Source organism: Serratia sp. 22278 (assembly GCF_052045405.1).
GTDB classification, from domain to species: Bacteria; Pseudomonadota; Gammaproteobacteria; order Enterobacterales; family Enterobacteriaceae; genus Serratia; species Serratia marcescens.
The window spans coordinates 834864-858704 of sequence record NZ_JBQEOW010000001.1; the positions used below are offsets into that span (position 1 = coordinate 834864).

Here is a 23841-nt window from a genome sequence, read left to right on the forward strand (position 1 = left end):
AGCCAGCAAGAGGAAATCCCATGGCTGAGAAAATTCGTGTCGGGCTGGTCGGTTACGGCTACGCCGGCAAAACCTTTCATGCGCCGCTGATTGCCGGTACGCCGGGGCTGGAGTTGGCCGCCGTCTCCAGCAGCGATGCCGGCAAAGTGCACGCCGACTGGCCGTCGATGACGGTGGTGGGGGATGCGCAAGCGCTGTTCGCCGATCCGGCCCTCGATCTGATCGTCATTCCTACCCCCAACGATACCCATTTCCCGCTGGCGCAGCAGGCGTTGGCCGCCGGCAAGCACGTGGTGGTGGATAAACCGTTTACCGTGACGTTGTCACAAGCGCAGGCGCTGCAACAGCAGGCGCAGCAGAGCGGTTTACTGCTGTCGGTGTTCCACAACCGCCGCTGGGACAGCGATTTCCTTACCCTTAAAGCGCTGTTAAAGGACGGTTCGCTGGGCGAGGTGGTGTATTTCGAGTCGCATTTCGATCGCTACCGGCCGCAGGTGCGCCAGCGCTGGCGTGAACAAGGCGGCGTCGGCAGCGGCATCTGGTTCGATTTGGGGCCGCATCTGCTCGATCAGGCGCTGCAACTCTTCGGCAAACCCGAACGGCTGTTTGTCGATCTGGGTGAGCTGCGGCCGGGAGCGCAGGCGGTGGACTATTTCCACGCGCTGCTGAGCTATGGCGATCGCCGTGTGGTGCTGCACGCCAGCATGCTGGCGGCGGCAGAGAGCCCGCGCTACGTGGTGCACGGCACCCGCGGCAGCTATGTCAAATACGGCCTCGATCCGCAGGAAGACCGACTGAAGGCCGGCGAGCGTCTGCCGCAGGCCGATTGGGGCTATGACATGCGCGAGGGTATAGTGACGCTGTCACGTGACGATCTGCTGGCGGAGCAACCGCTGCTCAACATTCCCGGCAATTACCCGGCTTATTACGCGGCGGTGCGCGACGCGATCGCCGGTACAGGCGAAAACCCGGTGCCGGCCGCCGACGCCATCGCGGTGATGGCATTGATCGAACTGGGGCTGGAATCGGCCCGGCTGCAGCAGGCGCTGCCGGTGGTTTGATACTGCCCATTTCTCTGTGCCCGGCGAAGCGTCGGGCCTTTTTACGACTTTACGTGCAAGGAAATTCGTTTCATGTCCTGGTTGCAGCGTTTGCGCATTGATAAATTTTTGCTGGTTCTGATTTTGGTGGTGATCGTCGCCTCGCTGTTCCCCTGCGAAGGCATCTGGAAAACCTTCTTTGAACACCTGACCACCGCGGCCATCGCGCTGCTGTTCTTTATGCACGGCGCCAAGCTGTCGCGCGAGGCGATCATCGCCGGCATGAGTCACTGGAAGCTGCATCTGCTGGTGTTCCTCAGCACCTTTGCGCTGTTCCCGCTGCTCGGGCTGGCGATGAACCTGCTGGTGCCGGGCATCATGACGCCGACGGTCTATCTCGGCTTCCTCTATCTGTGCGCGCTGCCGGCCACGGTGCAGTCGGCCATCGCTTTTACCTCGGCGGCAGGCGGCAACGTGGCGGCGGCGATCTGCAGCGCCTCGGCGTCGAGCATTCTTGGCGTGTTCCTGTCGCCGCTGCTGGTGGGGGCGTTGATGCATACTCAGGGCGGCAATACCGACGTGCTGCACGCCATCGGTTCAATCATTTTGCAATTGATGGTGCCGTTCGTGATCGGTCACCTGGCGCGGCCATTGATCGGCAAGTGGATCGACCGTCATCGCAAGCTGATCAACCTGACCGACCGTTCGTCGATCCTGCTGGTGGTGTATACCGCGTTCAGCGCGGCGGTGGTGGAAGGGATTTGGCACCGCATCGACGGTTGGTCGCTGCTGACCATCCTGGTGATGTCGCTGGTGCTGCTGACGGTGGTGCTGGTGATCAACACCTACGCGGCGCGCTGGCTGGGCTTCAACACCGCCGATGAGATCACCATCGTTTTCTGCGGTTCGAAAAAGAGCCTGGCGAACGGCATTCCTATGGCCAACGTGCTGTTCCCGGCCGCGGCGGTGGGCGCCATGGTGCTGCCGCTGATGATTTTCCACCAGGTTCAACTGATGGTGTGCGCGGTGCTGGCGCAGCGCTATGCGCGTAAAACCGCCAAACAGCGGGCCGAAGCGGAGGCGCTGGTGGCCAAATAGGCCGCAGGCCGCTAACGGTGGCTCAGCGCGTCGAGCAGAAAGTCGGCGCGTTCGTCCGGTGAGGCGCGCGGCAGTTCTTGCAGCTGATAGCCATAGCGGCGATAGACGGCCACCATTGCCCGGTAGGTCAGCTCGGCTTCGGCGAAAGATTGTTTTCTCTCGCTGTCCTGCGCGTAGATCGCTTGCCACGGCGGGGCGATGAACACCCTTTCGGCATAGCGAAAGGCGCCGATCGCCGCCGTCAAATGCGCGGGGATCGGCAGTCTGCACAGCGTGAGATACCCGGCGATATCCGGCAGCCCGCGATCGAAGAACCAGCATGTTTCCCCCGTCGCTTCGCGCCATGAGCGCAGTTCCCAATCGAGCATCCGCTCGGCGAAGGCCTGGCGATCGCCCCACGGCAGCGCATGGCCGCCGGTACTCACCTGATCCTGAATAATCGCCCGGCCCGCCTCCAAGGAGTGCGGGTAACCACGGCGATGAAGAACGTCGATGAGCGTGCTTTTGCCCGAACCCGGGCCGCCGGTCAGCACGATGCGGCGTAGTTTGTCAGACATGCGGAATTCCTCTCTTGCAACAGAGTGATGGGGTGAAAACAGCGATAAAGACGCGCAGGCGGAAGAAAACGGGGGGATGAGAAGAAGGCGCCGTTTGGCGCCTTGGGAGATTAGCCTTGAACTTTGGCGCGCAGCGCCTGTTTTTCCTGCTCGCTGAGGAAAGCCAGCTTCAGGCCGTTTTCCTGCGCGGTGCGGATTTCTGCCGGCGTCAGCCCGGCCTGCGGCGCGGCGACGCGGTATTCATGCTCGATCTCGATGCCCTGAACCGCCGGATCGTCGGTGTTGATCGACGCCAGCACGCCATGGCGCAGGAAGGTGGCCAGCGGATGCTGCGCCAGTGACGGCACGGTGCTGGTCTGGATGTTGGAGGTCAGGCAGGATTCGATGCCGATGCCGTGTTCCGCCAGGAAGTCCATCAGCGCCGGATCTTCGACCGCTTTCACCCCGTGGCCGATACGTTCGGCGCCCAGCTCGCGGATCGCCTGCCAGATGCTTTCCGGGCCGGCGGCTTCGCCCGCGTGCACGGTGATGCGCAGGCCGGCGTCGCGGGCGCGGTTGAAGTGGCTGAGGAACAGGCTGCCGGGGAAGCCCAGCTCATCGCCCGCCAAATCCAGCGCGGTAATGCCGTCGCGGTGCGCCAGCAATCCTTCCAGTTCCTGCAGACAGGCGGCCTCGCCGAAGGTGCGGCTCATGATGCCGATCAGGCGAATGTCGATATCGCGATCGCGGCAGCCCGAACGGATCCCGTCGATCACCGCTTCCACCACGCCGGCGACCGGCAGTTGATGTTTCATCGCCATGTAGTAAGGGGAGAAACGCAGCTCGGCATAGTGCAGGCCGGCGTTGGCGGCATCCTCGACGTTTTCGTAAGCCACCCGGCGGCAGGCGTCCAGATCGCCCAGCACCGCCACGCCCCAGTCCAGTTTCTGCAGGAAGCTGACCAGATCCGGTTCGGCATGGGTGATCTGCACGTGCGGGCGCAGGCTCTCCAAATCGTTGGCCGGCAGGGCAAGATTGAACTGGCGGCCGAGGTCGAGAATGGTCTGCGCGCGGATGTTGCCGTCGAGATGGCGGTGAATATCGGTAAGCGGTAGGCGGGGATCGATCATGCTGGGCACTCGCTAATTATCGTAGGTAAAGTGCAGAACAGTATAAAAACAAATGGATGAAACTTGCCATCGCGTTGCATAAAAAAGTGATGTGAATCACAAATAATGCGCAATATATCGCATTATCGTCGCGAATCAGGCTTTCAACACGCTGACGCCCGCCTGCTGCAACGGCGCGATCAATGCGTCGTCGGTGGCGCGTTCAACGATGATGGTATGCGCCAGCGTAATATCGCCGATCGCATACTGCGAGGCGGCGTTAAGCTTGGCGGCGGAGGCCAGCACCACGGTTTCCGCCGCGCGGGCCGCCAGCGCGCGTTTGATGTAGGCCTCCTCCAGATCGCCGGTGCTCAGCCCCGCGGTGGGGTGCACGCCGGTCACGCCCATGAAATAAATATCGGCGCGGATATGCGACATCGCTTCTACGGCGGCGGCGCCGACGCTGACGATCGAATGCTTATACAGTCGGCCGCCGATCAGGATCACCTCGACGGTGGGGTGATCGACCAACCCCACGGCGACGCTGGGGCTGTGGGTGACGATGGTGGCGTTGAGGTTGGCCGGCAGTTGCCTGACCAGCTCTGCGGAGGTGGTGCCGCCGTCGATGATCACCACCTGGCCGGGGGCGATCAGCGCCGCCGCCGCTTTGGCGATCGCGCGTTTGGCGCCGGATTCCAAGTGATTGCGTTCGGCGAAGCTGGCGATGGCGGAAGAAACCGGCAGGGCGCCGCCGTGCACCCGCTGCAGCAACCCCTCGGCGTCCAGTTCACGCAGATCGCGCCGGACCGTATCTTCCGACAGCCCGAACATCTCGCTGAGCTGTTTGGCCAAGACCTGACCATCCTGGGCCAGTTTTTCCAAAATGATCTTCTTGCGTTGGCTGGTCAACATGGCCATTTCCTCTCAAATTTCCTATGCGCGAAATATCTTGATCATACACGAAACTGCACGATAGTATCAATTTCCTTCCTCTGGCGGAGTAAAACGATGATAGCCACCAAAGACAGGATTCGCATTGTCGAAACCCGGGTGTTGTCCGATGACTGGTACCTGCTGAAAAAAACCACCTTTGATTTTCTGCGGCGCGACGGCGTCTGGCAACGGCAAAGCCGTGAGACTTACGATCGCGGTGACGGCGCGGTGATTTTGCTGTTCAACCGGCAGGCGCAAACGGTGATCCTGACGCGCCAGTTCCGCTTTCCGGTGTTCGTCAACGGTCATGACGGCATGCTGATTGAGGCCGCCGCCGGGCTGTTGGACGACGCGTCGCCGGAGGCGCGCATCCGCGCCGAAGTTAAAGAGGAAACCGGCTATTTCGTGCAGAACGTGGAGAAAGTGTTTGAGGCGTACATGAGCCCTGGCTCGGTCACCGAAAAGCTGCACTTTTTCGTCGGTGAATATCAGGCGAGCGATCGCCTCAACGAGGGCGGCGGGCTGGCGGCGGAGGGGGAAGATTTGGAGGTGATCGAGCTGCCGCTGGCGCAGGCCCTGCAGGCGGTTCGTCAGGGTACGATCGTTGACGCCAAAACCATCATGCTGCTGCAGTTTGTCGCCTTGAATCGGACGTTGGAGGAACAACGATGAAAGCACAACAAATCTTGATCGCCGGACCCTATCGCAGCGGCACCGATGGCGATCCGCAGCGTATCGCCGCCAATCTGGCGCGCCTGGAACAGGCGGCGCTGGCGGTTTACCAGCGGGGGCACGTGCCGGTGATCGGCGAGTGGCTGGCGCTGCCTTTGGCGGCCGCGGCCGGTTCCACTCAGGTTGGCGATGCGGTCAGCGAGGCGTTTCTTTACCCGGTGGCTCACCGACTGATTGCGCAGTGTCAGGCGGTGTATCGCATCGAAGGGGTGTCTGCGGGGGCCGATAACGACGTGCGGTTGGCTAGCGAATGGGGATTGGCGGTCTATCGTCATCTGGAGGAAATCCCGTTTGTTCAGACGTAACGGAGGGGCGGGCAGAGGCTCGCCCCCTCGCGCTATTGCTCGTCCAGCACAAACCTCAATCCGGCGATCAGCTTGTCCATGCCGGCTTCCAGCTTGCTGCGCGGGCAGCCGACGTTGAGGCGCAGGAACCCGCGGCCTTCTTCGCCGTAGGTAAAGCCCGGCATGATCGCCACCTTTTCACGCTCGATCAGCACCTGCTGCAGCGCCCGATCGTCCACGGCCAGCGGCCGCAGATCGATCCAGGCCAGGTAGGTGGCCTGCGGCGGGTGCCAGCCCAGCGCGGGAAACGCCTGCTCCAGCCGCTCGGCGACGTAGGTCAGATTATCCTGCAGATAGTCGCGCAGGGCGTCCAGCCAGGGTGCGCCGTGGCGATAGGCGGCCACGTGCGCCGCCACCGCCAGCACCGCCGGCGAGGAGAGGCCGTCGCGGGCTTTGAGCTGCTGGAAATAGGTTTCGCGGCTGGCGTCGTCGCTGATAAAGCCGTAGGCGCCGGTCAGTGCCGGAATGTTAAAACTCTTGGAGCCGGAGGTCAGCAAGGCCCAGGCGCCGGTCGCCACCTGGCTCCACGGTGTATGGCGGTGTTCACCCCATACCATATCCATGTGGATTTCGTCGCTGATGACGCGCACGTCGTGGCGCTCGCACAGTTCGGCCATTTGCTGCAGCTCGTCGCGGCGCCACACCTTGCCGGTGGGGTTGTGCGGGCTGCACAGCAGCAGGATCTTGGTTTGCGGCCGCGCCAGCAACGCCTCAAGGTGCGCCATGTCGCAGCGCCAGTCGTCGCCGGCCTTGTGCAGCGGGCAGGCCAACAGCTGGCGTTGGTTGGCGAGGATCACCTTGTAGAAGGCGTCGTAAGCCGGGGTATGGGTCACCACATAGTCGCCCGGTACGGACCATTGGCGGATCAGCTGCGCCGCCATGTAGATAACGGAAGGGCCGTACACCGCCGTTGCGGTGTCGATGGCGACGTTGAAACGTTGCTGATACCAGTGGCGCAGCGCGCCGAGAAAATCTTCGTGCTGCCAGCGGCTGTAGCCCAGCACGCCGTGCTGCAGGCGCTGTTGCAGCGCCTCGAGAATGCACGGCGCGGTGGCGAAATCCATATCGGAGATGGTGAACGGCAGCAGGTCGTCGCTGCCGAAACGATCGGCGATATAGTCCCACTGGGTGCACCAGGTGCCGTGGCGGTCGATCGGGGTGGAGAAATCAAACATGGGTGGCTCCCTGCAGCGCCGCGGCAGGTTGCGCCGTGGCTATCAGTGAGTCTAATTCATCTTTCACCGATTGCACCTGCGGGCCGATCACCACCTGCAGATTGTGGTCGTTGAGATGCACTACGCCGATGGCGCGATTGGCTTTCAGCGCCGCGTCGTCCACCCGGCTCATGTCGTTGACCGACAGGCGCAGGCGGGTGATGCAGTTGTCCAGCGTGATAATGTTGCCCGGGCCGCCGAGGGCCGCCAGAATCGCCGGCACGTTGTAGCCGGATTTGCCCACCGCGCCGCTCGGCGCGCTTTGGCTGACGGCGCTGTCGCTCTCACGGCCCGGCGTTTTGATGTTAAAGCGCTGGATGGCGAAGCGGAAAATGGCGTAATAGCCGACGAACCAAACGGCGGCCACCACCGGCACCAGATACCACTTGGTGGCGGTGCCGTGCAGAATGCCGAACACCACGAAGTCGATGATATTGCCGTCGGTGTTGCCGATGGTCACGCCCAGCAGCGCCATCACGGTAAAGCCCAACCCGGTGAGCAGCGCGTGGATCAGATACAGGAACGGCGCGACGAACAGGAACAGGAACTCGATCGGCTCGGTGGTGCCGCCAACCACGCAGGCCACCACGCCGGAAATCAACAGCCCTTTGATTTTATGGCGGTTCTCCGGTTTGGCGCAGTGGTACATCGCCAGCGCCGCGCCCGGCAGCCCCCCGAGGAACGCCGGCATTTTACCCTGCGACAGGAAGCGGGTGGCGCTCTCGGCGAAGCCGGTGGTGGTCGGACAGGAGAGCTGCGCCTGGAAGATGGTCAGGGCGCCGCTGACGCTGTGGCCGCACACCTCCATCGTGCCGCCTGCCTCGGTAAAGCGGATCAGCGCCACCAGAATGTGCTGCAGGCCGAACGGCAGCAGCAAGCGTTCGCCGGTGCCGAACAGCATCGGGCCAAAGGCGCCGGCGCTGTTGATCACCCAACCCAGCCCGGTGATGCCGGCGGCGAACCACGGCCAGATCAGCGGGATCACCAGGCCGCACAGGCCCAGCACCACGGTGGTCACGATCGGCACGAAGCGCGTGCCGCCGAAGAACGCCAGCGCGTCCGGCAGGCGGATGGTGTGGAAGCGTTCATGCAGGCGATAGACGATGATGCCGACGATCACCGCGCCGAGGATGCCGGTATCGATCGACTGAATGCCGAGGATGTTCTGGATATTGTTGGCTTTCAGCACCAACGGATCGCTGGTGGGCAGCACGCCGGCGGCGGTCAGGTAGAAGTTGGTGCCCAGATTCAGCACGGCGAAGCCGACGAAACCGGAGAAGGCGGCGACGCCTTTGTTTTCGCGCGCCATGCCCAGCGGAATGGCGATGGCGAACATCACCGGCAGGAAGCTGAAGGCGAAGGAGCCTACCTTGCTCATCCAGGTAAAGATCAGCTGGAAGATCGGGTGGCCGATAAACGGCATCAGGGTGATCACGTCGCGGCTGCTCAGCGAGCTGCCGATCCCCAGCATGATGCCGCAGAAAGAGAGCAAGGCGACGGGCAACATGAACGTTTTGCCCAGGCTCTGGAAGAACTCCCAGAGGGTGATTTTGGGTTTGTTGGCTGCTGACATAACCGACTTCTCCTGGCGAAAAGACGAGCAAAAAGGGGACTTCTGATTAGGTAAAAAGAAGATAAAACGTTTTACCTAGCAAAAATGCGGCGCCAATCACAAATCTGCCGCCCGGTTTTTGGCGACAATGCGGCAGGCAGTAAAACGTTTTACTGAGCTAACGGATTCGGTATACCCTTGATCATTACGGCGCGGGTTGCCCAGGAACGGGTTCGCAGAGACTATGAGCATCAAAAAAATCACCATCACCGATGTGGCGCAGCAGGCGGGCGTGTCGGTCACCACGGTTTCCCTGGTGTTGAGCGGCAAAGGGCGCATTTCGCCGACCACCGCCGAGAAGGTCAATCAGGCGATAGAGCAGCTGGGTTATGTGCGCAATCGCCAGGCGGCGACGCTGCGCGGCGGGGAGTCCGGAGTGATTGGCCTTATTCTGCGCGACATTTGCGAACCCTTCTATGCCGAAATGACCGCCGGGCTGAGCGAAGCGCTGGAGGCGCACGACAAGCTGTTGTTTTTGACGCAGAGCGGGCGCGACGGCCAGGGCTTGCAGCGGGCGTTTGACGCGCTGCTGGCGCAGGGCGTCGACGGCATCGTGCTGGCGGGCGGCATCCGCGCGGCGGCTGGGCTGAAGGAAAAGGCGGCCGAGCAGGGCGTGCCGCTGGTCTGCGTGGCGCGCTCCAGCGGTCTCGATGGGGTGGACGTGGTGCGGCCGGACAATATGCAGGCCGCCAAGTTGGCCACCGAATTTTTGATCAAACGCGGTCACAGCCAAATCGCCTACCTTGGCGGCCAGAGCGACTCATTGACGCGCGCCGAGCGGTTGGGCGGTTTTTGCGCCACGCTGGTGCAGTACGGCCTGCCGTTTCGCAGCGAATGGATCGTCGAGTGCGATTGCCGGCAGCGTGAGGCGGCGGAAGCGGCAGAGCAACTGCTGCGCCACTACCCGAACATTACCGCCATCGTCTGCCACAAGGCGTCGGTCGCGCTCGGCGCCTATTTTGGCCTGACGCGCAGCGGCCGCAGTATCGGCTCGGACGGGGTCGACGCCTACTATGGCCGGCAGGTGGCGCTGATCGGTTTCGGCGACGTGCCGGAGGCCGAACTGACCGAGCCGCCGCTGACCTTCGTCTCCAGCTCGGCGCGGGAAGTGGGGCGCAGCGCCGCCGCGCGCCTGCTGCAGCGCATCGGTGACGCCGATCTGCCGGCGCAGAACGTCATTTTGCCGCCGACGCTGATCCGGCGCGGCTCCGCCTAGTCCCGCCGCTGTTCCTCTTCCGCCTCCCGGCGGATCCAGCCGATAAAGGTTTTCATCGCCGGCGTCAGATCCCGCGATTTCAAATGAGTCAGCCAATAGGCGCCGAGCGCGGCCTCGGCGGCGAATGGCCGCTGCAGCGCGCCGGCGGCCAGTTCGCGGCGGAACATGCTGACCGGCGCCAGCGCCACGCCGTCGCACTGGATCGCGCCTTCCACCATCAGCCGGGATGAGTCGAACACCGGTCCGTTGATCCGCCACGGCGTCACCTGCGCAGCCGTGAACCAGCGCTCCCATTCATCCTTGCGGTAAGTGCGCATCAGCTGCTCGTGCTGCAGATCCTGCGGCGTGCGCAAGCGCGCGGCGACCGCCGGCGGGCAGAGCACCGTCAGCGGCGCGTCGAACAGCTTGATATTGCAGGTGGCGGGCCAGAGACCTTCGCCGAAGCGGATGGCGAAATCCATGCCGTCGGCCGACAGATTGACCAGGTTGTTGTGGGTCAGCACCCGCAGATCGATGAACGGATGCGCCGCGCGGAACGCCGCCAGCCGCGGCAACAGCCAGCCGACGGCGAAGGTGCCGACCACCGCCACCGTCAGCACCTCGTGGAAATGCCCGCCTTCGAACTGCTGCAGCACCGCCTCGATGCGGTCGAAAGCGTCGCTCAACACCGGCAGCAGCGCCTGGCCCTCTTCGGTCAGATCCAACCCGCGCGGCAGGCGGCGGAACAGCTGAATGCCCAGCTGTTCTTCCAGCATGCGCACCTGCTGGCTGACGGCGGCCTGGGTGACGCGCAGCTCCAGGCCGGCGCGGGTGAAGTTCAGGTGGCGGGCGGAGGATTCGAACGCCCGCAGGGCGTTGAGGGGAAGTCGGTTGCGCATTGTCGATAGCCATAAGTTTTTCTTTATGCTGGCTGAAATTATTATCGCTTGTCAACCCGACGGCAAAATCCGATATTTGGCGCGGCTGCTGAGAGCGTCGCGGCAGCCGTAAAGGAATGACATCATCAACCAGGGAAAGCGCCGTGCATAACGCCAATAAAAACTTTTGGCCGCGGCCGATGCCCTGCAACCGAAGAGCCTCTATCATGACGAAAATGAACCGCCTGGCGTCCGCGCTGATCGCCGCGCTGATCTTGCCGACCGCGCACGCCGCGCAGCAGCAGGATATCGACGCCGTTATTCAGCCGCTGATGAAAAAATATGGCGTGCCGGGCATGGCGATCGCCGTGTCGGTCGACGGCAAACAGCAGATTTACCCGTATGGCGTCGCCTCGAAGCAGACCGGCAAACCGATCACCGAGCAGACGCTGTTCGAAGTGGGCTCGCTGAGCAAAACCTTCACCGCGACGCTGGCGGTCTATGCGCAGCAGCAGGGCAAGCTGTCGTTCAACGATCCGGCCAGCCGCTACCTGCCCGAGCTGCGCGGCAGCGCCTTCGACGGCGTCAGCCTGCTGAATCTGGCGACGCATACCTCCGGCCTGCCGCTGTTCGTGCCGGACGACGTGACCGACAACGCCCAACTGATGGCCTACTACCGGGCCTGGCAGCCGAAACATCCGGCGGGCAGCTACCGCGTCTATTCCAACCTCGGCATCGGCATGCTGGGCATGATCGCCGCCAAGAGCCTCGACCAGCCGTTTACCCAGGCGATGGAACAGGGGATGCTGCCGGCGTTGGGCATGAGCCACACCTACGTTCAGGTGCCGGCGGCGCAGATGGCCAACTATGCGCAGGGCTACAACAAGGACGATAAGCCGGTGCGGGTCAATCCCGGCCCGCTGGACGCCGAGTCTTACGGCATCAAGTCCAACGCTCGCGATCTGATTCGCTATCTGGACGCCAACCTGCAGCAGGTGAAGGTCGCGCAGCCGTGGCGCGAGGCGCTGACCGCGACGCACGTCGGTTATTACAAGGCGGGCGCGTTCACGCAGGATCTGATGTGGGAGAACTACCCATACCCGGTGAAACTGTCTCGTTTGATCGAGGGCAACAACGCCGGGATGATCATGAACGGCACGCCGGCTACCGCCATCACGCCGCCGCAGCCGGAATTGCGCGCCGGCTGGTATAACAAAACCGGCTCTACCGGCGGTTTCTCCACCTACGCGGTGTTTATCCCGGCGAAGAATATCGCCGTGGTGATGCTGGCCAACAAATGGTTCCCGAACGACGATCGGGTCGAGGCGGCTTACCGCATCGTGCAAGCGCTGGATAAGCGCTGATCGTGGGGGGCGCCGTCGGGGCGCCCCTGTTACCGGTGCTGTCGATCTCGCCGCTCGCGCATGAAATCGATAAAGGCGCGCAGCTTGAGCGGCAGATGCCTGCCGGCGGGAAAGTAGATGAAAAATCCGGATGCCTCGCTGGCATACTCCGGCAGCACTTCCACCAGATCGCCCTGCGCCAGCTCCTGCAACACCGTACCCTGAAAACGCTGTGCGATACCCAGCCCCGCCAACGCCGCATCCTTGATCAGCCGATCTTCGTTAAAGATCAAACTGCCGCTGACGTCCAGCGCCCGCTCATCGCCGTGCCGACTGAAATACCAGGGTTCCAATTTGCCGCTGCCGGGAAAACGGTAGCGCAGGCAATGGTGCGCGAGCAGATCGTCCGGCGTGGCCGGCGCGCCGCAACGCGCCAGATAGTCGGGCGAGGCGACCAGCACCCGGCGCTGGCCGTTGTCGATTGGCACGGCGATCATGTCCTTTTGCAACATGGCGTGCATGCGAATGCCGGCATCGAAACTGCCCAGCACCAGATCGGAAAAGCGGTCTTCGGTAAACAGCTCAAGCTGCACTTCGGGATAGCGTCGCTGAAATTCCGCCAGGTGCGGCATCACCAGCAGCGAAGCGGCCAGCTGCGGCAGCGTAATGCGCAGCAGGCCCGCCGGCTGCGCGCCCAGGGCGCGCACGTCGTCCGCCGCCACGTCGATCTGGCTCATGGCTGGCGACACCTTCTGATAGAACAATCGGCCCTCGTCGCTGAGGCGCACCGAGCGGCTGGTGCGGTGGAATAACCTCACTCCGAGCTGATTCTCCAGCGCCTGAATGTTTTGCGACACCGCCGGCGGCGTGACGCCCAGTTGGCTGGCCGCGCGGGTAAAGTTGCCCAGCCGTGCCACGGCTTCGAAATAGGGCAGCAGTTGCAGGAGTGAACTCATCTATTAATAACCTTTGCTTAATGATTCATTAAATTATGCCTTATTTTAATTTATGACGAACGTTTTAGACTGGTTTTACTTTCCCTCAGCGAGATGAAAATCATGTCGGCAACACAACAGGCGTTAACAGAACGGATCGCGGCGATCGATCAACAGGCGATGGCCGAAGGGCGCATCGTGGGCAGCGTGGTGCTGGTGGCGCGGCGGGGCGAGATTTGTTACGCCGGGGCGGCCGGCTATGCCGACCGCGAAGCGCGCCGGCCGATGCGGCGGGAAACGCAGTTTCGGCTGTCGTCGGTCTCCAAACCCTATACCACGCTGGCGGCGCTGCGCCTGATTGAGCGGGGCAAACTGAGCCTGGACGATGCGGTCAGCGATTGGCTGCCGTGGTTTACCCCGGCGCTGGCGGATGGCCGCCGCCCGACGATCAAGATCCGCCATTTGCTGAGCCATACCGCCGGTCTGGACTATCGGCTGAACCAACCGCCGGCGGGCGTTTACCATCAGTTGGGGATCCAGGACGGCGTGGAGCTGTCGACGCTGACGCTGGAGCAAAACCTGCGGCTGTTGGCGCAGGCGCCGTTGCTGTCGGAACCGGGAGAGCGCTTCAATTATTCACTGGCGATCGACGTGCTTGGCGCGGTGCTGGAGCGGGTGACGGGCATGTCGCTGCCGCAGCTGTTTGTCGAATGGGTGGCGCAGCCGCTGGGGCTTGGCAACACCGCATTCCATGCGACGGACGCCGTGAACCTGGCGACGCCGTATTACAACACGCCGCAAGGGCCGCTGCGCATGCATGAAGGTCTGCGGATCGCCTTGCCGGAAGGCATGGCGGGGGGAGAAGTGACGTTCTCGCCGGCGCGCGCGCTTAACGTGGAGGCTTATCCTTCCGGCGGCGCGGGCATGGTCGGCGATGCCGACGATGTGCTGAAGCTGGTGGAAGCGTTGCGCAGCGGCGGGCAGGGCATGTTGCAGCCGGAGACGGTGGCGTTGCTGCGCAGCCCGCACGTGGGTGCGCAGGCGCAAACGCAAGGGCCGGGCTGGGGGTTCGGCTTTGGTGGCGCGCTGCTGATTGACGCAGAAGCGGCGCAGACGCCGCAGCACGCCGGCACGCTGACCTGGGGCGGCGTTTACGGCCACAGCTGGTTCTTTGATCCACAGGCGCAGCTGAGCGTGGTGATACTGACCAACACCGCGTTTGAAGGCATGTGCGGTTATTATCCGCAGCAGATCCGCGATGCGGTTTATGCGGCGTAAATAAAAAGGGCCCCGCAGGGGGCCCTTGTTAGGTTTTCAGGCGATTACTGCGCCGGTGTCGGAGCGGGTTCCGCTTCCTGCGCCGGTTCAGCGTCTTCCGCCGGGGCGCCCAGCATGGCGAACTGGCCGATGAACTGCTGCAGCGACATTTTGTTGCCGTTCAGGTCAACCTGATTGTCAGCGTAATGGAACTGGCTCGCGATCACGCCGTCTTTCTGGGTGGTCAGTTTGAACATCTGGCCCATGGCCGCCAGGCCCTGCACTTGCTGCTGCGCCAGTTTCTGCGCGTCTTCCGCATTATAGCCCTGCAACAAGGCGGTCTTCGCGGTCACTTCGGTGGCCATCGCTTCCGGAATGGTCAGGCTGAGATCCAGCTTTTTAACCGCCTGAGCGATCAGCTGATCCGGCGATTGTGCCGGGGAGGCGGCCTTGCTCGGATCGGTCATCGCCAGATCCAGCGTGAAGATGCTCTCACCCTTGCTGTTTTTCCAGCTCAGCGGGGCGATGCTGAGGCTTGGATTGCCTTTCAGCAGCATCGGCAGGTTCTTTTGCAGCATCTCGGAGGTCTGCTGTTCGTAGACGTCCGGATCCAGGTTCTCGCCCTGCTGCAGCAGCGCCATGGTTTGGCGGTTGTAGCTGTCGGAGAAGTCTTTCAGCGCCTTGCCGTCGACGTTGTCGATTTTCAGCGTCAGTTTACCGGCGCCGAAGTCGTTGCCCTGCACCTTGAGCGCGTCCATGGTGTAGTCGATCTGGCCGCCGATGTTGCTGCTGCCTTGCTCGCCGAACTTGCTCACCAGATTGAAACCGTCCAACGCCACGGTGTCTTTACCGTCGATCGTCAGTTTGAACTGTTTCAGGGTCATCGTCTGATCGCCGAGCTTCACGCCGAACTTGCTTTCGTTACTGTTGCCTTTCAGGTTGAAGCCCTGGAAGGTGATCTGCTCGTTTTGGCCGAATTCATTCGGGCTGGCGAACACGATAGTGTCGCTATTGGCGTCCAGCGCGAATTTTTTCAGATCGCGGGACACGTCGGCGTCAATGGTGGCGCCGCTGAATTTCAGCGAAGATTTATCCTTCTGGTAGTCCAGTGGGATAAAGTCGATGGTGGACGCGGTATCGCCGCTGTACGAGATGCGCGAATCGGCGGTAAACAGCGATTTGCCTTTGGTGGTTTCAAACAGGCCTTTCACCGCCGGGGTGTTTTCCAGCTCGGTATGCACCGACGCCATGCTCGGCAGCAGGTTGAATTTTTTCAGCTGCGCGAACGGGAACGGACCGTGATCGATGGTTTCCAGGAACGCCACTTCTTCACCGGCTTTCAGCGCCGCGTTTTCGCTGGTATCCGTGCCGTCGGAACGCAGCACATAACGCACTTTGCTGCTGAACAGGCCGCGCTGGTAATTTTCATAGCTCAGCTTGACGCCGGCTTTCGGCAGGTAGGCTTTCAATTGGCCATTGGCGTTGTCGACGACTTCGCCCATGTGCTGCTCGATCTGTTTCCCGGTGTACCAGGATGCCCCGGTCCATGCTGCGCCAAGAACGACAATGACGCTGACAGCGACTAACGATTTTTTCATAGCTCTGTTTCATCCTTTTTTCTTATCACCCTCCGTTGCGTGGGAGGGGCAAATAGGGGCCGCCAAAAAACGCCCGCAGGCGCTTAATTGTGGGGGCAGCTCTCGCTTTCAGCAAGCAATTTGCTGAAATTTATCAACGGTTAGGCCAGTTGGTTATAAACCCGGGCGATGCGGCCGCTGCCGCTGACGTTGACCGGGGATTCGAACGCCCCGATAAAGCAGGATTCGCCCGGTTTGAGCGTCAGGCGTTGCCCGGATTTCTCCAGCGTCGCTTCGCCGGCGACGCAGAACACGATGGCGGCGCTTCGCTGTGCCAGCGCCTGCGGCGCGGCGGTCAAATCGTGCAGTGAGAAGGCGAAATCTTCCACCGGGATCGGGAAGAACAGCTCGTTGCCGCGTTGCTCCGGTTGGGTCAGCAGGCCGGAAGCCGGTTGCGGGCGGAACTGCAGGTTGGCCAGCAGCTCGGGCACGTCGATGAATTTCGGCGTCAGGCCCGCGCGCAGCACGTTATCCGAGTTGGCCATCACCTCCAGCGCCACGCCTTTCAGGTAGGCGTGAGGCGTTTCGGCATACAGGAACATCGCCTCGCCCGGCGCGAGCTGCACCACGTTCAACAGCAGCGGTGAGAACAGACCGCTGTCGTCCGGATAGAAGCCGGCGATGAAGCGCACGGTATCCCAGGGTTCCCCCTGCTGGTTGTTGAGCGCGGCTTTCAGCACGCCGAGCGCCAGCGATTTTTGTTCGCCGCTCATCGTCAACAGGCTGGCGAACAGGGTCGCGAGATGGGCGGTGTCCGGCTGTTGCAGGAAGGCGGCGATGTCGTGGTGCGCGCCGGCGATCGGCTGCAGCAGGGAAACGATATCGGCCAATTCACGAAAACCGTTCATCGCCAGGAACGGCGTCAGGGCGAACACCAGCTCGGGCTTGTGATTGGGATCTTTGTAGTTGCGTTCGGCGGCGCTCAGCGGGATGCCTGCGGCGTTCTCTTTCGCGAAGCCGACCTCGGCCGCCGCTTTGCTCGGGTGGACCTGGATCGACAGCGGCTGATCGGCGCACAGCACTTTAAACAGGAACGGCAACTCGCCAAAACGGCTGGCGACGTTGGCGCCCAGCTGTTTTGGCTGGTCTTCGTCGATCAGATCGCGCAGCGAACGCAGTTCACCGTCGGCGCCCGGCACGCGGGAAGGGCTCTTGGGATGGGCGCCCATCCACAGTTCGGCCATCGGCTGATTATCCGGGTTGGCGATGCCGTAAAGACGGGTCAGCGCATCGTGGCTGCCCCAGGCGTAATGCTGTACCGCGTTGGTCATTTTTTGCATGTCGATAAACGTCCTTAACGTCATTGTCGTACTGGATGACAATAACCTACTGATTTTATACGGTTAACTAAATCTGTGCCGACACCTATCCTACGCCCGCGTCGGCAGGAAAAATCATGGGCGCGATCAAAAAAACGCCGGATAACGTCGCGCCCGGCAACGGGGCCAAAGTATAGCGTGATAACGATCGGCGTCTCAATTGGCGCGCAGGCCTCAAGGCGGCCCGGAAAACCCGCCGATCGATTATTCTTTGGCCCCGCGGAATTATTGCCGATAGCTTGGTCATTCTGCGTCATTATTTATTTTTTCAGCATGTCAAACTATGTCGGCTGAATTTATTTTTTACCGTCTGAGCCATTCCCTTAATTATTATTTTCGCGCTGCGCCGGGCTATCACACGCTGAGCTTAAACCTGCGCGTCAGACCCGTTTACCGTAACGGCCAACACGTCGATTTAACGAAACAAGAGGTCTGTTGCATGAAAAAACTGTTGTTGCTATTGGGGCTTTGCACCGGCGCAACCCAGGCGGCGGTGATTGTCGCCTATCCTTACGCGGCGCCACGCACCGTGGTGATCGCGCCGGCACCGATCGTCGTTACACCCGCGCCGGTCGCGGCTGTGGCGCATCCGCTGGCACTCACCGCCGGTGCGGCGGCGACCGGGGTGTATCGGCATAATGAACGGCAGGACGCCTACGACGAGATCAATCATCTGCAGCAGCAACGGTTCGATGAGCTCAATCATTTACAGGCGCAACGCATCAATAATTTTAATTCGCGTCATCCGCATTAATGGTTATCCACATTTTTATTCTCCAGGCTCATTCCCGGCCGTTTATTTCACCGCGGGTTAACCGGCGGAAAATAACCGCGTCGTTAATGGGTAAAAGAGATGAAACGTGCTGTGAGATAACTCTCTTAATGCGAATAGTTATTATGTCACTATACTGGGAGTGCATGCCGACGGGGGGTAGCGCGTCGGCCTAACCCTACAATTTTAGGAATTATGCTAAGGAGATCATGATGGCAGGCGTTCGTATCGAAAAAGACTCTATGGGCCCCATCGAAGTACCGGCCGACAAGCTGTGGGGCGCGCAAACCCAGCGTTCGTTGGCGCATTTCCGTATTTCCTCCGAAAAGATGCCGACCGCGCTGATCCACGCGCTGGCGTTGACCAAGCGCGCCGCCGCGCAGGTGAACGTGGATCTGGGGCTGCTGCCGGCCGAACGGGGCGCCGCTATCATCAAGGCCGCCGACGAAGTGCTGGCGGATCGCCATGCCGACCAGTTCCCGTTGTCAATCTGGCAAACCGGCTCCGGCACCCAGACCAACATGAACATGAACGAAGTGTTGGCCAACCGCGCCAGCGAGCTGCTGGGCGGCGTGCGCGGTGAAGAGCGCAAGGTGCACCCGAACGACGACGTCAATAAAAGCCAAAGCTCCAACGACGTGTTTCCCACCGCGATGCACGTGGCGGCGGTGATTGCGCTGCGCGAGCACCTGATCCCCGAGCTGAAAGTGCTGCACAAGACGCTGAGCGACAAGGCCGAAGCCTACCGCGACATCGTCAAAATCGGCCGCACCCATCTGCAGGACGCCACGCCGCTGACCCTGGGGCAGGAGATATCCGGTTGGGCGGCGATGCTGGCGCACAATCTGAAACACATCGAGGACAGTATCCCGCACATTGCCGAGCTGGCGCTGGGCGGCACGGCGGTCGGCACCGGCCTGAACACCCATCCGGAGTACGCGGTGCGCGTCGCTAAAGCGCTGGCGGAATTGACCCATCAGCCGTTCGTCACCGCGCCGAACAAGTTCGAAGCGCTGGCGACCTGCGACGCGCTGGTGCAAGGGCATGGCGCGCTGAAAGGGCTGGCGGCTTCGCTGATGAAGATCGCCAACGACGTGCGTTGGCTGGCGTCCGGCCCGCGCTGCGGCATCGGTGAGATTTCGATCCCGGAGAACGAGCCGGGCAGTTCCATCATGCCGGGCAAGGTCAACCCGACCCAGTGCGAAGCGATGACCATGCTGTGCGCGCAGGTGCTGGGCAACGACGTGGCGGTGAACATCGGCGGCGCTTCCGGCAACTTCGAGCTGAACGTGTTCCGCCCGATGGTGATCCACAACTACCTGCAGTCGATTCGCCTGCTGGCCGACGGCATGCAGGGCTTTAACGAGCACTGCGCGGTGGGTATCGAACCGAACCGCGATCGCATCACCCAATTGCTGAATGAATCGCTGATGCTGGTGACGGCGCTCAACACCCACATCGGTTATGACAAAGCGGCGGAAATCGCCAAGAAAGCGCACAAGGAAGGGCTGACGCTGAAAGCCGCGGCGCTGAAGCTCGGCTACCTGACCGAAGCGCAGTTCGACGAGTGGGTGCGGCCGGAAGCGATGGTCGGCAGCATGCAGAAATAATTGATCTGTGAGACAACCGGGGGCTTACTGAGGTAAGCCCCTTTTTTATGGAGAAATTAAGATGTCGCGCGCACAACGTTTACTCGATCTGATGCAGCTGCTGCGCAGCCACCGTTATCCGGTGGCGGGCCATGCGCTGGCGCAGACGCTGGGCATCAGCATGCGCACCCTGTACCGCGATATCGCTACGCTGCAGCAGCAGGGGGCGGAGATCGCCGGTGAGGCGGGCGTCGGCTATGTGCTGCGCCCCGGCTTTATGCTGCCGCCGTTGATGTTCTCGCCGGCGGAGACTGAAGCGCTGGTGCTGGGGATGCGCTGGGTCAGCCGCCGCGGCGACAGCCAATTGGCGAGCGCGGCGGGCCAGGCGCTGGCCAAGATCGCCGCGGTGCTGCCGCCGGCGCTGCGGGAGGAGCTGGAGGCCAATACGCTGCTTATCGCGCCGGTTCAGGCGCCGCCGGTGGCGGATGAGATGCGGGTGCTGATCCGTGACACCATCCGCCGCGAGCGCAAACTGCATATCGACTACCTCGATCTGGCGGGACAGGGCAGCGAACGCCTGCTTTGGCCCTTTGCGCTGGGCTTTTTCGATCAGTTTCAGATGTTGGTCGCCTGGTGCGAGCTGCGTCAGGCCTTTCGCCATTTTCGCCTCGATCGCATCCAGGCCGCCACGCCGTTGGAACAGCGTTATCCGCGTGGCCGGCGGCGGCTGCTGAAAGAGTGGCGCCTCAGCGAGGGCATAGCGGAGCAATAGCGGCACGCTGCTGCCATAAACTGTCAGTCGCGCGCCTTAGTCTGTGCCTATCGGGAACCGACCGGTTCCCATCATCCAGAGGACAGACCGATGACCCTTCCCAGCATGACCCTGCTTTACGTCGACAACCCGCTCAACAGCGCCGCCTTTTATCAACGTTTATTGGGACAGGCGCCGGTGGAACTTTCGCCCGGCTTCGCCCTGTTCGTACTCAACAACGGCTTCAAGCTGGGGATGTGGGCCAAACAGGGGGTAAAACCCGCCGCCACGTTGACCGGCGGCGGCGGTGAGCTGGGCTTCTTGTGCCAGGATCCGCAAGAGGTCGAGGCGCGCTATAACCAGTGGCGCGAACTCGGGCTGCCTATCGAGCAAACGCCGACCGAGATGGAATTCGGTTACACCTTCGTGGCGCGGGATCCGGACGGCCATCGCCTGCGGGTGTATGCCCTCAGCGAGTAGCGTCGTCGGCATACAGGTGCAAGCGCGGCACCAGCAGCCGCAGCGGCCTGGCGTCGGGTTTGTAACGGTGTTTCACCGCGTCGGCGTCGTAGTTGAGCAGCTCGCCAATCTTCGGCACCGCAGCGCCGTTTTCAACCTGACACAGGGCGATCAGCGGCAGCGGGCAGGGGTGTTGCACCTGTTTTTGCTGCTGCTGATACCACACCCGGGCGATCGGCTGCACTTTTACCGGCCGCTTGATTTTCAGCGTCGCATGCTGCGGCAGGCGGCTGACGTCGTCTATTTCGCGGCTGACCAGGGCGGCCCACTGTTCACGGCTGTGCGGCGGCACCGCGCGGCCGGCTTTCAGGCTTTTCTCCAGCTGCGCCAGAATGTCGTCCCGCTTGACGTTTTTGATGATGTGCTTGTTGGCCCAGCCGAAGCGCACGGAGTCGGGATTGGTCAGGGCGGTGAGGGTGCGGTAGGCGCTGAGGGTAATCAGCCCGTGCAGATGGGTGTGCACGAACTCGAAACGCTGCTCCGGCGCCAGACCGGAATCGACGGTGATAATCTGCTCCAGTTCGCTCTTCAGGCGGTTGATCAGCGCCAACTGCGTCTGCAACGTCTGATATTCCGGTTGCTCCACCGCCAGACAGATGACGCCGGGCAGGCGCACGGCGGCCTTGCTGCTGACATTCTCCCGGTTATGGTGGATGAACAACCGTTGATAGTGTTCCAGTGCCAGATCGCGCGCCGCTTGCCCCACATGCTGCTCGACCGCGATATGCGAAATCGCCTGATGTTCCTGGCCTTTTTCAACCTCCGGCAGGCTGAACACCCGCGCCGCCAGCAACCGCAGCGGGGCGATCTGCTGCTGCAACGCGCCGAGCGCCTGCTCCAGCTCGTTAAAGCAGGCGTTCATTCGGCCAATCACATCGTATCTGCTCATCGCTCACTCCCATATTAGTTACAACATACTATAGAAGAGCGGCCGACTGGGGGCAACATCGGCAATGGGGCAATACTCGGCTAAACTGCCCGCCCAGCTTGCCAGGGGAAATAGGGCGGGCAGCAGGGGGAATTCTCTCGCTCGTTTATTTTTTGTTTAGCCCATTTCTTGTTTGCCGTTGTCCAATCGCTGGAACAAACAGAATGGCAGGACGCTATGAGCCCCTCGGGTTATCTTTTCTTCTGTCATTAACGGGTGCTTTAAACGGAGGTTTACGGTGGATATTAAACAGAAAGTCAAAAACATGACGCTGGAAGAGAAGATCGGGCAAAAAATCATGCTGGATTTTCGCTACTGGGATCAGAACGGTAGCAGCAATCAGGATATGACCGTTCCCGATGCAGCCATTGGCAAGCTGATCACCGATAACCACATAGGTGGGGTGATCCTGTTTGCCAATAATCTGAAAGACAAGCAGCAGATCAAAACGCTGACGGCCTGGTATGCCGCGATGAAAACGCACGCCGGCGTTCGTTTGTTTATTGGCACGGATAACGAAGGCGGTAACGTTTTCCGGCTGCCGCGCGGCGACTACGCCTCATTCCCCGGCAATATGGCGCTGGCGGCGGCGATTGAGGGCGGCGCGGATAAACAGCTCGCCGTTGAACAGGGCAAACTGATGGCTCAGGATATGCGCGCGTTGCATATCAATACCAACTTTGCCCCGGTCGTGGATGTCAACACCAACCCGTTCAACCCGGTGATTAACGTTCGCGCCTTCAGCGATGATAAGAACACCGTTGCCCGCCTGGCCGAGAAAATGGTGGCGGGGATGAAGCAGCAAGGGCTGATCACCGCGTACAAACACTTCCCCGGCCATGGTAGCACCTCCACCGATTCGCATACCGGTTTGCCGCGCGTCGATCGTACGCGGGAAGAGGCCTTTGCCATCGATATCGCGCCTTACAAGCAGGCCATTGACCGCTGCGTGGCGCCGGACATGGTGATGACTGCGCATATTCAGTACCCCGCACTGGATAACAGCCAGATCGACACCCGCAACGGTGAAAAAATCACGGTGCCGGCCACCATGTCGCGCGAAATCCAGACCCAGATCCTGCGCAATGAGCTGGGTTATGCCGGCGTAACGATTTCAGACGCGCTGGATATGGGCGCGATTGCCGAGCATTTCAGCCAGCAAGCGGCGGCTGAAAACGTCTTTACCGCCGGGGTGGATATTGCTCTGATGCCTGTCAGCATCGCCTCGCCGGCGCAGGCGAGCCTGCTGCCCGAGCTTATCCGCTACATTGCGCAGCGGGTGAAAACCGGGCATCTCAGCGAGGCCGATATTGATGCCTCTGTCGAGCGCATCTTGCGCCTCAAATTGCGCCATCACCTGATGGGCCATAGCGATAAACCCTGTTCCCACGACGTTTCGTCCTCTGCGCATCAGCTGGAGAAACGGATTGCCGATCGTTCCATTACCGTGGTTATCAACCGTCAATGTCTGCTGCCGTTAAAGGACAAAGCGCTGCGCTACTTTATTCTGACGCCGTGGGGCGAGCAGGCCAAAGGCATTGCGAACGTGATGGCGCAGGAAGGCTACCAGAACGTCGTGGCCGCGAAGGAAACGGAACTGAGCGACGCCCAGGTCAGGGAACATATTGCCGGCTGCGACGTGTTCTTGCTTGGAACCCTCTCAACCCGCTTTACGCCTGCCGAGCAGGATGGGGTTGTGACCTCCGCAACCGGGGCGGCTAATGATACCAGTCCTTATCCGGGCTGGCTGAAATACGCCGCCGAGCAGGGGAAAAAATGCGTTCACCTCTCATTGCGCGCGCCTTACGATATCGTGAACTATGCCGCTGACGTGGATGCGGCTGTCGCCACCTATTCTTACTACGGGTATGACAGCGGCGTATGGCGCGGTCCCTCGATGATATCTCTGGCTCTGGTGCTGACGGGGAAAATCACACCGCACGGAAAACTGCCGGTCAACACCTGGCATGACTACGATGAGCAAACCAATACGGGCAAGGTGGCGTTCCCTCGTGGGACGGGGCTGAGCTGGTAATGGGACAAGTACCGGCGTCGTCAGAAAGGGCGGCGCCGGTCGCTGGATGGCGTTGATAAAGCGGG

General features: G+C 61.6%; 22 protein-coding genes. 12 read left to right on the plus strand and 10 right to left on the minus strand.

Translation table 11 applies throughout. From position 1 onward, the window contains the following. Positions 1-20 precede the first annotated feature (20 nt). Both ACTJJ6_RS04195 and ACTJJ6_RS04200 read left to right on the plus strand, forming a co-directional pair. Complete coding sequence (locus tag ACTJJ6_RS04195; RefSeq protein WP_049298926.1) at positions 21-1061, plus strand: oxidoreductase; 1041 nt, start codon at positions 21-23, stop codon at positions 1059-1061. A 72-nt stretch (positions 1062-1133) separates the two neighbouring features. Continuing rightward, the gene (locus tag ACTJJ6_RS04200; protein WP_016927889.1) at positions 1134-2138 is read left to right on the plus strand and encodes a bile acid:sodium symporter family protein; all 1005 of its coding nucleotides are present in this window, start codon (positions 1134-1136) and stop codon (positions 2136-2138) included. An 11-nt stretch (positions 2139-2149) separates the two neighbouring features. Here ACTJJ6_RS04200 and ACTJJ6_RS04205 read toward each other — a convergent pair whose 3' ends face one another. From ACTJJ6_RS04205 to ACTJJ6_RS04215, 3 genes are all read right to left on the minus strand, one after another. Next, entirely contained in the window at positions 2150-2695 is a 546-nt protein-coding gene (locus tag ACTJJ6_RS04205; protein ID WP_016927888.1) for an AAA family ATPase, read from the minus strand. Between the two features lie 110 nt (positions 2696-2805). Next, positions 2806-3804 (minus strand): adenosine deaminase, encoded by a 999-nt coding sequence (gene add / locus ACTJJ6_RS04210; RefSeq protein ID WP_049298931.1) that lies wholly within the window; start codon positions 3802-3804, stop codon positions 2806-2808. A 135-nt stretch (positions 3805-3939) separates the two neighbouring features. Beyond that, the gene (locus ACTJJ6_RS04215) at positions 3940-4695 is read right to left on the minus strand and encodes a DeoR/GlpR family DNA-binding transcription regulator (RefSeq protein WP_143778937.1); all 756 of its coding nucleotides are present in this window, start codon (positions 4693-4695) and stop codon (positions 3940-3942) included. A 96-nt stretch (positions 4696-4791) separates the two neighbouring features. Here ACTJJ6_RS04215 and ACTJJ6_RS04220 point away from each other — a divergent pair, with 96 nt between their 5' ends. Together ACTJJ6_RS04220 and ACTJJ6_RS04225 are read left to right on the plus strand one after the other, a co-directional pair. Next, positions 4792-5388 carry an NUDIX domain-containing protein gene (locus ACTJJ6_RS04220; protein ID WP_143778938.1) on the plus strand — a complete coding sequence of 199 codons (597 nt, stop codon included), beginning with the start codon at positions 4792-4794 and terminating at the stop codon, positions 5386-5388. Then, a complete protein-coding gene (locus tag ACTJJ6_RS04225; RefSeq protein WP_143778939.1) occupies positions 5385-5753 on the plus strand; it encodes an NUDIX hydrolase in 369 nt (122 codons plus the stop codon). Before ACTJJ6_RS04220 ends, ACTJJ6_RS04225 begins: the two co-directional genes overlap by 4 nt. Positions 5754-5785: 32 nt before the next feature. Here the strand turns inward: ACTJJ6_RS04225 and ACTJJ6_RS04230 are convergent, their stop codons facing one another. Continuing rightward, the gene (locus ACTJJ6_RS04230; RefSeq protein ID WP_143778940.1) at positions 5786-6967 is read right to left on the minus strand and encodes a MalY/PatB family protein; all 1182 of its coding nucleotides are present in this window, start codon (positions 6965-6967) and stop codon (positions 5786-5788) included. Beyond that, on the minus strand, positions 6960-8579 hold the full coding sequence (gene malX / locus ACTJJ6_RS04235; RefSeq protein ID WP_033640468.1) for a maltose/glucose-specific PTS transporter subunit IIBC: 1620 nt from the start codon (positions 8577-8579) through the stop codon (positions 6960-6962). Before malX ends, ACTJJ6_RS04230 begins: the two co-directional genes overlap by 8 nt. Before the next feature lie 223 nt (positions 8580-8802). On the opposite strand from malX, the gene ACTJJ6_RS04240 reads away from it, so the two are divergent. Further along, positions 8803-9834 (plus strand): Mal regulon transcriptional regulator MalI, encoded by a 1032-nt coding sequence (locus ACTJJ6_RS04240; protein WP_033640467.1) that lies wholly within the window; start codon positions 8803-8805, stop codon positions 9832-9834. On the opposite strand, the gene ACTJJ6_RS04245 is transcribed toward ACTJJ6_RS04240, so the two are convergent. Continuing rightward, positions 9831-10712 carry a LysR family transcriptional regulator gene (locus tag ACTJJ6_RS04245; protein ID WP_097102130.1) on the minus strand — a complete coding sequence of 294 codons (882 nt, stop codon included), beginning with the start codon at positions 10710-10712 and terminating at the stop codon, positions 9831-9833. The two genes, ACTJJ6_RS04240 and ACTJJ6_RS04245, sit on opposite strands and share 4 nt — an antisense overlap. A 206-nt stretch (positions 10713-10918) precedes the next feature. On the opposite strand from ACTJJ6_RS04245, the gene blaSRT reads away from it, so the two are divergent. Further along, the gene (gene blaSRT / locus ACTJJ6_RS04250) at positions 10919-12055 is read left to right on the plus strand and encodes an SRT/SST family class C beta-lactamase (RefSeq protein WP_016927879.1); all 1137 of its coding nucleotides are present in this window, start codon (positions 10919-10921) and stop codon (positions 12053-12055) included. A gap of 29 nt (positions 12056-12084) precedes the next feature. Here blaSRT and ACTJJ6_RS04255 read toward each other — a convergent pair whose 3' ends face one another. Further along, the gene (locus ACTJJ6_RS04255; protein ID WP_033640465.1) at positions 12085-12990 is read right to left on the minus strand and encodes a LysR family transcriptional regulator; all 906 of its coding nucleotides are present in this window, start codon (positions 12988-12990) and stop codon (positions 12085-12087) included. 102 nt (positions 12991-13092) lie between these two features. Here ACTJJ6_RS04255 and ACTJJ6_RS04260 point away from each other — a divergent pair, with 102 nt between their 5' ends. Further along, on the plus strand, positions 13093-14247 hold the full coding sequence (locus ACTJJ6_RS04260) for a serine hydrolase domain-containing protein (protein ID WP_049299008.1): 1155 nt from the start codon (positions 13093-13095) through the stop codon (positions 14245-14247). 44 nt (positions 14248-14291) lie between these two features. Here the strand turns inward: ACTJJ6_RS04260 and ACTJJ6_RS04265 are convergent, their stop codons facing one another. Further along, complete coding sequence (locus ACTJJ6_RS04265; protein WP_049298941.1) at positions 14292-15824, minus strand: YdgA family protein; 1533 nt, start codon at positions 15822-15824, stop codon at positions 14292-14294. Between the two features lie 140 nt (positions 15825-15964). Continuing rightward, positions 15965-17143, minus strand: a complete 1179-nt coding sequence (gene manA / locus ACTJJ6_RS04270; RefSeq protein ID WP_049298943.1) for a mannose-6-phosphate isomerase — start codon at positions 17141-17143, stop codon at positions 15965-15967. Between the two features lie 322 nt (positions 17144-17465). Here manA and ACTJJ6_RS04275 point away from each other — a divergent pair, with 322 nt between their 5' ends. The 4 genes from ACTJJ6_RS04275 to ACTJJ6_RS04290 all read left to right on the plus strand — a co-directional run bounded on the left by ACTJJ6_RS04275 (position 17466) and on the right by ACTJJ6_RS04290 (position 20774). Beyond that, the gene (locus tag ACTJJ6_RS04275) at positions 17466-17936 is read left to right on the plus strand and encodes a hypothetical protein (RefSeq protein ID WP_228009684.1); all 471 of its coding nucleotides are present in this window, start codon (positions 17466-17468) and stop codon (positions 17934-17936) included. A gap of 230 nt (positions 17937-18166) precedes the next feature. Continuing rightward, positions 18167-19564, plus strand: a complete 1398-nt coding sequence (gene fumC / locus ACTJJ6_RS04280; RefSeq protein ID WP_016927873.1) for a class II fumarate hydratase — start codon at positions 18167-18169, stop codon at positions 19562-19564. A gap of 61 nt (positions 19565-19625) precedes the next feature. Continuing rightward, complete coding sequence (locus ACTJJ6_RS04285; protein ID WP_440802198.1) at positions 19626-20315, plus strand: helix-turn-helix transcriptional regulator; 690 nt, start codon at positions 19626-19628, stop codon at positions 20313-20315. A gap of 90 nt (positions 20316-20405) precedes the next feature. Beyond that, positions 20406-20774 (plus strand): VOC family protein, encoded by a 369-nt coding sequence (locus ACTJJ6_RS04290; RefSeq protein ID WP_028128189.1) that lies wholly within the window; start codon positions 20406-20408, stop codon positions 20772-20774. Here ACTJJ6_RS04290 and tus read toward each other — a convergent pair. Continuing rightward, positions 20764-21702, minus strand: a complete 939-nt coding sequence (gene tus / locus ACTJJ6_RS04295; protein WP_033640460.1) for a DNA replication terminus site-binding protein — start codon at positions 21700-21702, stop codon at positions 20764-20766. The two genes, ACTJJ6_RS04290 and tus, sit on opposite strands and share 11 nt — an antisense overlap. Before the next feature lie 277 nt (positions 21703-21979). Between tus and ACTJJ6_RS04300 the strand changes: the two genes are divergently transcribed. Next, positions 21980-23776, plus strand: coding sequence for a glycoside hydrolase family 3 protein (locus ACTJJ6_RS04300; RefSeq protein WP_440802200.1), 1797 nt, complete (start codon positions 21980-21982; stop codon positions 23774-23776). Positions 23777-23841 lie beyond the last annotated feature (65 nt).

Bases quoted from the DNA above. Each gene is read 5' to 3' on its own strand.
- ACTJJ6_RS04195 (WP_049298926.1), top strand. From the start codon at position 21: ATGGCTGAGAAAATTCGTGTCGGGCTGGTCGGTTACGGCTACGCCGGC.
- ACTJJ6_RS04200 (WP_016927889.1), top strand. From the start codon at position 1,134: ATGTCCTGGTTGCAGCGTTTGCGCATTGATAAATTTTTGCTGGTTCTG.
- ACTJJ6_RS04205 (WP_016927888.1), bottom strand. From the start codon at position 2,695: ATGTCTGACAAACTACGCCGCATCGTGCTGACCGGCGGCCCGGGTTCG.
- add (WP_049298931.1), bottom strand. From the start codon at position 3,804: ATGATCGATCCCCGCCTACCGCTTACCGATATTCACCGCCATCTCGAC.
- ACTJJ6_RS04215 (WP_143778937.1), bottom strand. From the start codon at position 4,695: ATGTTGACCAGCCAACGCAAGAAGATCATTTTGGAAAAACTGGCCCAG.
- ACTJJ6_RS04220 (WP_143778938.1), top strand. From the start codon at position 4,792: ATGATAGCCACCAAAGACAGGATTCGCATTGTCGAAACCCGGGTGTTG.
- ACTJJ6_RS04225 (WP_143778939.1), top strand. From the start codon at position 5,385: ATGAAAGCACAACAAATCTTGATCGCCGGACCCTATCGCAGCGGCACC.
- ACTJJ6_RS04230 (WP_143778940.1), bottom strand. From the start codon at position 6,967: ATGTTTGATTTCTCCACCCCGATCGACCGCCACGGCACCTGGTGCACC.
- malX (WP_033640468.1), bottom strand. From the start codon at position 8,579: ATGTCAGCAGCCAACAAACCCAAAATCACCCTCTGGGAGTTCTTCCAG.
- ACTJJ6_RS04240 (WP_033640467.1), top strand. From the start codon at position 8,803: ATGAGCATCAAAAAAATCACCATCACCGATGTGGCGCAGCAGGCGGGC.
- ACTJJ6_RS04245 (WP_097102130.1), bottom strand. From the start codon at position 10,712: ATGCGCAACCGACTTCCCCTCAACGCCCTGCGGGCGTTCGAATCCTCC.
- blaSRT (WP_016927879.1), top strand. From the start codon at position 10,919: ATGACGAAAATGAACCGCCTGGCGTCCGCGCTGATCGCCGCGCTGATC.
- ACTJJ6_RS04255 (WP_033640465.1), bottom strand. From the start codon at position 12,990: ATGAGTTCACTCCTGCAACTGCTGCCCTATTTCGAAGCCGTGGCACGG.
- ACTJJ6_RS04260 (WP_049299008.1), top strand. From the start codon at position 13,093: ATGTCGGCAACACAACAGGCGTTAACAGAACGGATCGCGGCGATCGAT.
- ACTJJ6_RS04265 (WP_049298941.1), bottom strand. From the start codon at position 15,824: ATGAAAAAATCGTTAGTCGCTGTCAGCGTCATTGTCGTTCTTGGCGCA.
- manA (WP_049298943.1), bottom strand. From the start codon at position 17,143: ATGCAAAAAATGACCAACGCGGTACAGCATTACGCCTGGGGCAGCCAC.
- ACTJJ6_RS04275 (WP_228009684.1), top strand. From the start codon at position 17,466: ATGTCGGCTGAATTTATTTTTTACCGTCTGAGCCATTCCCTTAATTAT.
- fumC (WP_016927873.1), top strand. From the start codon at position 18,167: ATGGCAGGCGTTCGTATCGAAAAAGACTCTATGGGCCCCATCGAAGTA.
- ACTJJ6_RS04285 (WP_440802198.1), top strand. From the start codon at position 19,626: ATGTCGCGCGCACAACGTTTACTCGATCTGATGCAGCTGCTGCGCAGC.
- ACTJJ6_RS04290 (WP_028128189.1), top strand. From the start codon at position 20,406: ATGACCCTTCCCAGCATGACCCTGCTTTACGTCGACAACCCGCTCAAC.
- tus (WP_033640460.1), bottom strand. From the start codon at position 21,702: ATGAGCAGATACGATGTGATTGGCCGAATGAACGCCTGCTTTAACGAG.